Source organism: Scytonema hankhaensis NUACC26 (assembly GCF_045865695.1).
Classification (GTDB): domain Bacteria; phylum Cyanobacteriota; class Cyanobacteriia; order Cyanobacteriales; family Nostocaceae; genus Scytonema.
In genome coordinates, this window is the sequence record NZ_BAACAP010000122.1 from 19,964 (window position 1) to 27,153 (window position 7,190).

Consider the following 7,190-nt stretch of genomic DNA (forward strand, 5'->3'; position numbering starts at 1 on the left):
ATGCTTGTACCCACACAGCAGCATTTTGACTTCTTCCTCAAAATATTTAATGACATAGAATTGCATTAACTGAAATTTTAGTGTAAGCTCGTTTCTAAAGTTGTTGAACGAAATTATCAACAAATCATAGGTAAATAATGACAATTTCTACAAGTCCGCTGTCGGTGGAGCAAGACCTCTCCGACTCGCCTTGGTGGGCTGGTAATGCAAGGCTTACCAACTTATCGGGAAAACTACTGGGCGCTCACGTTGCTCATTCTGGTTTAATTGTCTTCTGGGCTGGAGCTATGACTTTATTTGAGCTAGCCCATTTTAATCCGGCAGAACCAATGTACAAGCAAGGCTTAATTTTGCTACCTCACCTAGCTACTCAGGGTTGGGGAGTTGGCGCTAGTGGTACAGTTGTGGATACTTATCCCTACTTCGTCATTGGAGCTTTGCATTTGATTTCCTCAGCCTTTCTGGGCTTTGGGGGAATCTTTCATTCCCTGCGCGGTCCGGAAAAATTGGAGGGCAAAGTTCCTTTCTTCGGCTACGATTGGGCAGATACGGGCAAAATGACCACAATCCTTGGTATTCACCTGGTTTTACTAGGTTGTGGTGCATTCTTGTTAGTCGCCAAAGCAATGTACTTTGGTGGTTTGTATGACCCAAACATTGAGAATGTGCGGGTAATTACAAATCCGACATTAAACCCGGCTGTCATCTTTGGCTATCTGTTTGGCGCAATTAGTAAATTCTGGATTGCTGGCGTTGACAATCTAGAAGACGTGGTTGGCGGTCACATTTGGGTTGGTGGGATGTTAATTTTCGGTGGACTTTTCCACATTGTCACCAAACCCTTTACTTGGACGCATCCACTATTTGTTTGGTCTGGAGAAGCTTATCTTTCTTACAGTCTGGGCGCTTTGGCACTGATGGGTTTTATCGCAACTCTCTTCGTATCGGTAAATACCACTGTTTATCCCGAAGTTTTTTATGGTCCAGCGCTTGTGGTTAGGCAGAATATCGTGCCGTATTTTTCATCAGTCGATCCCGATCTGGTAACTTCCCGAACTTGGTTAGCTAATGCTCACTTCTGGCTAGCCTTCTTCTTTCTCCAAGGACATATCTGGCACGCCTTACGAGCTCGTGGATTCGATTTTCGCAAAGGTAGGGTGAGTCAGGAGGCAGTTATTCCCCAACCGATTAGCTGAACTTAATTTAATGCTACTTATTAGCAAGTATCTGGAAATATGAGTCCGGAAAAATTGCTAAATATTCTCAAGGAGTTTTCTAAATGACAGCAGTAATTGAAGATAGCCCCTACAAGCAACAAATACCTGATGTTGGCTGGTGGGCTGGTAACTTTCGTCTCACCAATTTATCTGGCAAATTACTAGGCGCTCATGTTGCCCATTCTGCATTGATTTTGTTATGGGCTGGGGGGATGACGCTGTTTGAGTTGTCGCGCTTTAATCCTAATGTACCAATGTACGAGCAAGGGTTAATTCTGCTGCCTCATCTTGCGACTCTTGGTTTTGGTGTTGGTGCTGGTGGGCAAATCATTAGCACCTATCCCTACTTCGTAATCAGCGTCTTGCATCTTATCCCTTCAGTTATTCTGGCAGCTGGTGGTATTTACCACTCCCTACTAGGACCAGAGGTGTTAGAAGACAATCCTACTTGGGCTGGCTTTTTTGGCTATGACTGGAAAGACAAGGACAAGATGACAACAATCCTGGGCATTCACCTAATGCTTTTAGGTTTGGGTGCTTTGGCTTTAGTTGCCAAGGCGATGTTTTGGGGTGGACTGTTTGACCCTTGGGTCGCTGGTGGTGGAAATGTAAGAGTAATCAATCATCCAACGCTCAACCCATTCCACATCTTTGGCTATCTATTTGGGGCTTGGGGACCAGAGGGAATGGCAGCTGTTAATAACTTAGAAGATGTTGTCGGTGGTCACATCTGGGTTGGTTTGATGTTAATTGGCGGTGGCATTTTCCACATTTTAACTAAGCCTATGAGGTGGGCACGCCGAATTTTGATTTATTCCGGAGAAGCGTATTTGTCTTACAGCATTGGTGCTGTAGCATACATGGGCTTTTTGGCAGCATACTTTGCGGCAGTTAATAACACCGTCTATCCTGAAGTTTTTTATGGTCCGGTTAGAGCGATAGAAACGGATGCTGGTATAGTTTCCAGCCGTGGTTGGTTGGTAACTTTCCATTTTGTTTTAGCGCTCATATTTTTGTTAGGTCACATTTGGCACGCCCTCCGCGCCCGTGCAATTGAAGCCGGATTTGATTTTAAAAATGGTGACATGATTCAACCGTCTGGGATGAATCGCCAAACGGGTAATTTCGCAACCGCAGTCAACTCTTCTGATTTGACGCTGAAGTTTCTTAAATACTTACCAATTTACCGTCCTGGTGTTTCTCCTCTTTTACGGGGATTGGAAATTGGTATGGCTCATGGTTACTGGTTGGTTGGTCCGTTTGCCACAATAGGTTCATTAGGTTTATTACGCAATAGTAATGCAGGTAGCTTGGTTGGTTTACTAGCCGCAGGCAGTTTGATTCTCATTCTGACAATTGGTTTTTCGATTTATGGCACTACCATTTTTGTAAAACAGCAAGAAATATATCCACAATCAGCTTCAGTAGTAACAGTTCCTCGGGTACCACGGAGTATCAATTCTACTGAAAGATGGAGTGAATTTACTGAGGGCTTTTTGATCGGTGGGATTGGCGGAGCAATCTTCGCTTATCTGCTATTGAATAGTCTTGATGTGTTTAGTGCGATCGCTATTAACAGTTTAGTCATGTAGCGACTGAGTATGCAGTTAGGTAGAGACGTACTATAATACGTCTCTACAAATTTTAGTTAACACAATAATTTTACAAATCTAATGACTTGTGGGTTAAATTAATGTCTAAACAGTCAGATGCCATTTGGTTGAATACAAGCCCTAGTTTGTTATGCTTTGCTATACCGCTATTGCGTGAACTGTCACGTTATATAAATATTACCCGGTGGGAATATAGTCAAACTCATGATGAAGCAAGTTCCTTAGATGTTGCGGTACTGCAGCTGCATCGTTATCTCGAATCAAGCAATCAACCTGTGCATCTGATTGGTCATAGCACGGGAGGATTACTAGGGCTACTATATACGCGTCAATATCCAGAAAAAGTTAAATCTTTAACTTTATTAGCTGTGGGTGCTGATGCAGCCCTTGACTGGCAAGTTCATTACTATACTCATCTCCCTTTCTTAAGTCACCAAAAAATTCTCAATGCGATGGTGTACAATCTATTTGGCTATCAGAATGAACACACCGTCAAGCTTCTAGAAAGTATCTTGGAGCAAGATAAGAATTGCTCGCTCTCACCTCACTCCTTGTTTAAACGGTTAAGCGTGCCTCCCTGTCCACTCCCTGTGCCCTTAATGGTTTGTGGTAGCACTGACGATCTCATCGTAGAACGCGATGCCCTGCAAGGATGGCGACCGTTTTTGATGGAGGGCGATCGCTATTGGGAATGTCAAAAAGGACGGCATTTTTTTCACTTATTCGAGCCGGAAATCGTAGCAGAACAGATTCTCGACTTCTGGCAATCTCTACGTCAGTTGGATTCAGTATGTTCAAGCTTGAAAGTTTAAGCAACCAGGAGCGATCGCAACTGCGCGTTTGGAACATCAACAATAAAGCTATTAGCCGCACTGCGATTTACAAGTTGTAGCTGTTCGCCTTGAGGAGTTTGTAGAATAACTTCCACACCTTTACTCGTAGGAATTGCTTTTACTCCCGTCACTAGTACAACACCTTGTTGTCCCGTTTCTTGAGAAGGGACAGAAGAAGGGTCGGTTGGTGTTGGCGTTTGCACTAACAAGACTACACTTTTGGAAACATATTCTATCTCACTGATTCGGCGAATATCTTTGATGAAAGTAGAGTCACTTTGAACTTTCGCAACTGATGTGTCATTGCTTTCCATTCCAAGTATTTCAACACTCTTGGCTGAATGTATGATACTGACCCATACTGTACTGGTAAGGATCAGTATTTTGAGTAGTTCCGGCGATCTCATTGTTTGCTCCCACACCCTAATTGTCGCCCTCTATTATTGTTCAGAAGGGGCAACTCTTTTTGCAATTTATTTTTAAAACCGTATTAATTGGTCTTGAAAGTTCAATTTATAGTAAATTGGCTTGTAATTGCAAATTCTTATCAGCTTTTCTTAACAAGATTTTTTAATAAGCTCTAAAAAGTTCAACTCTGACTCCAGATACAAAGAAGTCTCACTTGTCAATATTGTAATGACGAAAACATGAAAAAGGGGATTAGGAAACCCTATTCCCCGACATTCCAGACGCAGTATATAGTTAAGAGACATTTGCTTTTGTTTCGACAAGGTGTGGGAAAGCAATTGAGAATATTTTACATTAATTATCTGAGATGACAACAGTATCTTTAATAATAATATCGACTGTTTATCAAGTAAATCATAAAAATTCTTTATTGTTTTTGACTTGCAAAGTATGAGAATTCTTAGTAAAGTTATCTGAGTTAGTTGAAAATAAATTTCAATAATTTAAGTGAGGTCAATGTCAAGATTGCCAAACACAGTACCACAGTTTTAAGAACAACTCGTCTTCCTCCCTCAATGATGGTCATTGAGTTAATCCTCTTGTAAGCAGTATCAAACTGCTGTACTCGGTCGAGTACAGCAGCTTTGCTTTATAAGCAAATAAGAGTCAAAGCCAAGGGAAGGCACAAGGTCTACTCGTCGTAGAACGAGACAGATGTTGAAACGGCTGTCGGGGAAAGAGAGGCGCTATCAACAATGGCTTAACCACAACATTCTTCTAGCAAATTAATGAGAACGCATTATCTACTTATGCAATAGTGGCAATTGAAGACTTAACTGGTATCCGAGAAAGAACCAACCAAAAGCCAAGAAACAAAACTGAACGTAGACGTTCTAACTCTTGGAGTTTTTATCAATTGCGTTCTTTCTTGGAATATAAAGGAATTCAAGCAGGTGTAGAGGTGATTGCTGTGCCTCCTGCTTATACCAGTCAAACGTGCCATTCTTGCCTACGTATTGGCATCCGTTCTGATAAACGCTTCAAATGTACCAATGACGCTTGTTCTTGGAGTGGGGATGCTGATTTTAACGGAGCCAAAAATATTGCTGCTATTGGGGCTGTTTTTGTAAACCCGCCCAGAGGCTCGAATGGTTTATGCTGCCCTAGCGAGGTATGGACTCTTCAGGGCTACTAAATTATGTCTTACTAAAAGCCCACACTGTAACGCAAGTGAGCGTGTGGGTAGTTTACAGTGTATTCTCTAATCGCTTAACCAATGAAATTGCAGCCCTTTCCTTCTAAGCGGTTGCTCGAGACCTTGCCATCGCCCAACCAAAATCATCATTTTCTCACAAATTTCTTGCCATTGGGCTGGTGTTGCCCATTTCACTTCTGTGAGACAAACCCGAGGTTTGTCTGGCAAACCTTGCAAAAAGTGCCACTTCTTAAATTTTTCTGGCACTTCCCATAAAATGAGATGAATTTCTGACCAGAAATTGAGGGGCAAATCTTTTGTTAAGTCACCAATAAGACCAACTCCACCGACTTGATACGACCATCGCAATTGTTGAGCTAATGTTTGAGCATACTGCCACCATTCTTGCCTGAGTCGAGCATCTTGCTGCTGTTGCCGTTCGATACGTCGCAGAATTCGTACCCACTCATAACCGGGCATGAGCTTTACGGTTTCAACTAAACCCAGACTCATCAGTAACATAGCGATCGCATTTCGCGTCCCAATCTCACCGCCACCAATCAACGGTCCACTCTCAAGCTTAGTTTCCGGACACCAAGCAATAAACTGTTCGGGTTGAATGGCATGGGGTTGCAAATCCACAACGGGGCTGAAAGGAAGAGAACCCCAACTGAGTTCTTCTAGTCCTTCTTCATACTTAAGTACCCACCGTCTTTCCTGTCTCGTACTGGTAAATGCTGGTAAATGCAACTCCAGCGACCAAAACAGTTCTGGGCTAAAGGTTAACCCATTTATTGCTCGGTAACACCCATCAGGGTCAAGAGTTTGCAACTGATATCCAATAGAAGATCGCCACCAAAACTGAATTTCCTGAGTCACGGGATTAACAGTCCAATAATGTTGAACGCCACCCCGTTCGTAGTACTGCCATCTCACTTGTTCGTCAATTTCTGTCCGTTCTGGGAGCAGAATCTCGATCGCCAAATCTGCAGAACCATTCATATAGCAGTTATGGCATATGTTTTCTGTCAAACGAAGGTCACTGACTATGAGTATATCTGGGGTGAATACATCTTGGACGAGCTGCATTCCGTAATTCGGGCCAAAGCACGACCCGAAGCCAGCTTGACTGACAGCAGTGGAGATTGCTTGCCGCAGATTGTCTCTCGTCCAACGATGTTCACCTTTATACCTAGAACCAAGAGGTATCCACCAATCATGACTGTAATTTTTTGCGAGAGGCAAATCTTCTGCCCAAGCCAACCACTCATCTGGCGATTGATGGGGAACTTCATATGCTAGTCTTAACGCTTCCCACCATTTTTCAAGCTTAGCGAATGCAATGGCAGATTCCAATCCCCAACCGATTAAAGCTTCTTTGAGCAACCAACGACTCCCTTCTATAGTTCCACCTACTAAAAACTTGCCCTCCACCAGTTCCAATCGGAATTCCGGCTCAGAGCATTCACTCAATTCAATTGATTGTGACGCACAATAATATTCCAACCCCTGTTGGGTAGGTGGAAATTTTGATTGCTTTTGTTGGTCAGACATAGGTTGGGTTGGGAACGGCAATTATAAGGAAAAAGGTTGAAAACCCTGTGGCTTTAGCCCAGGGATGAAAAGCCCAGGTATTCTTTAGGATGCCTTTAATTTCTTTTTAAGAGAGCGAATAAACTCTCGCATTACATCACTTTGTTGTCTTCCGGTTTGTTCGCAATACTGTTTCAAGATTTCTTTCTCCTCTGGTATGACTCGAAAAGTAATATAAATATCTGGTTTAGACATTGACATTGTACCTATTGAAGAGGTACAATTATAGCATGAACCTTGAAAACTGAAGATAAGTGCGATTCGTTGGTCGAAATGTATAGACATATACAGGGATGACCTCGGAGAAAAGAAAAGGAAACTTATTAATCTC

General features: G+C 42.6%; 7 protein-coding genes. 4 read left to right on the plus strand and 3 right to left on the minus strand.

The annotated features are described in order from the left end of the window. The first annotated feature begins 137 nt into the window (after nt 1-137). The 3 genes from ACKTT2_RS06655 to ACKTT2_RS06665 all read left to right on the plus strand — a co-directional run bounded on the left by ACKTT2_RS06655 (nt 138) and on the right by ACKTT2_RS06665 (nt 3,642). A complete protein-coding gene (locus ACKTT2_RS06655; protein WP_407885173.1) occupies nt 138-1,196 on the plus strand; it encodes a chlorophyll a/b binding light-harvesting protein in 1,059 nt (352 codons plus the stop codon). Between the two features lie 83 nt (nt 1,197-1,279). Beyond that, the gene (locus ACKTT2_RS06660) at nt 1,280-2,809 is read left to right on the plus strand and encodes a chlorophyll a/b binding light-harvesting protein (protein ID WP_407885174.1); all 1,530 of its coding nucleotides are present in this window, start codon (nt 1,280-1,282) and stop codon (nt 2,807-2,809) included. Between the two features lie 101 nt (nt 2,810-2,910). Next, nucleotides 2,911-3,642 carry an alpha/beta fold hydrolase gene (locus ACKTT2_RS06665; RefSeq protein WP_407885175.1) on the plus strand — a complete coding sequence of 244 codons (732 nt, stop codon included), beginning with the start codon at nt 2,911-2,913 and terminating at the stop codon, nt 3,640-3,642. On the opposite strand, the gene ACKTT2_RS06670 is transcribed toward ACKTT2_RS06665, so the two are convergent. Beyond that, the gene (locus ACKTT2_RS06670) at nt 3,639-4,070 is read right to left on the minus strand and encodes an AMIN domain-containing protein (protein ID WP_407885176.1); all 432 of its coding nucleotides are present in this window, start codon (nt 4,068-4,070) and stop codon (nt 3,639-3,641) included. The genes ACKTT2_RS06665 and ACKTT2_RS06670 overlap by 4 nt on opposite strands. A gap of 818 nt (nt 4,071-4,888) precedes the next feature. Here ACKTT2_RS06670 and ACKTT2_RS06675 point away from each other — a divergent pair. Next, the gene (locus ACKTT2_RS06675; RefSeq protein ID WP_407885177.1) at nt 4,889-5,266 is read left to right on the plus strand and encodes a zinc ribbon domain-containing protein; all 378 of its coding nucleotides are present in this window, start codon (nt 4,889-4,891) and stop codon (nt 5,264-5,266) included. A gap of 66 nt (nt 5,267-5,332) precedes the next feature. Here the strand turns inward: ACKTT2_RS06675 and ACKTT2_RS06680 are convergent, their stop codons facing one another. Beyond that, the gene (locus ACKTT2_RS06680; protein ID WP_407885178.1) at nt 5,333-6,820 is read right to left on the minus strand and encodes a Uma2 family endonuclease; all 1,488 of its coding nucleotides are present in this window, start codon (nt 6,818-6,820) and stop codon (nt 5,333-5,335) included. 84 nt (nt 6,821-6,904) lie between these two features. Further along, nucleotides 6,905-7,054 carry a CopG family transcriptional regulator gene (locus tag ACKTT2_RS06685; RefSeq protein ID WP_407885179.1) on the minus strand — a complete coding sequence of 50 codons (150 nt, stop codon included), beginning with the start codon at nt 7,052-7,054 and terminating at the stop codon, nt 6,905-6,907. Between the last annotated feature and the right edge of the window lie 136 nt (nt 7,055-7,190).

What these genes read in the sequence shown, in the direction of transcription:
- ACKTT2_RS06660 (WP_407885174.1), top strand. Translation starts at nt 1,280, where the DNA reads ATGACAGCAGTAATTGAAGATAGCCCCTACAAGCAACAAATACCTGAT.
- ACKTT2_RS06655 (WP_407885173.1), top strand. Translation starts at nt 138, where the DNA reads ATGACAATTTCTACAAGTCCGCTGTCGGTGGAGCAAGACCTCTCCGAC.
- ACKTT2_RS06680 (WP_407885178.1), bottom strand. Translation starts at nt 6,820, where the DNA reads ATGTCTGACCAACAAAAGCAATCAAAATTTCCACCTACCCAACAGGGG.
- ACKTT2_RS06665 (WP_407885175.1), top strand. Translation starts at nt 2,911, where the DNA reads ATGTCTAAACAGTCAGATGCCATTTGGTTGAATACAAGCCCTAGTTTG.
- ACKTT2_RS06685 (WP_407885179.1), bottom strand. Translation starts at nt 7,054, where the DNA reads ATGTCTAAACCAGATATTTATATTACTTTTCGAGTCATACCAGAGGAG.
- ACKTT2_RS06670 (WP_407885176.1), bottom strand. Translation starts at nt 4,070, where the DNA reads ATGAGATCGCCGGAACTACTCAAAATACTGATCCTTACCAGTACAGTA.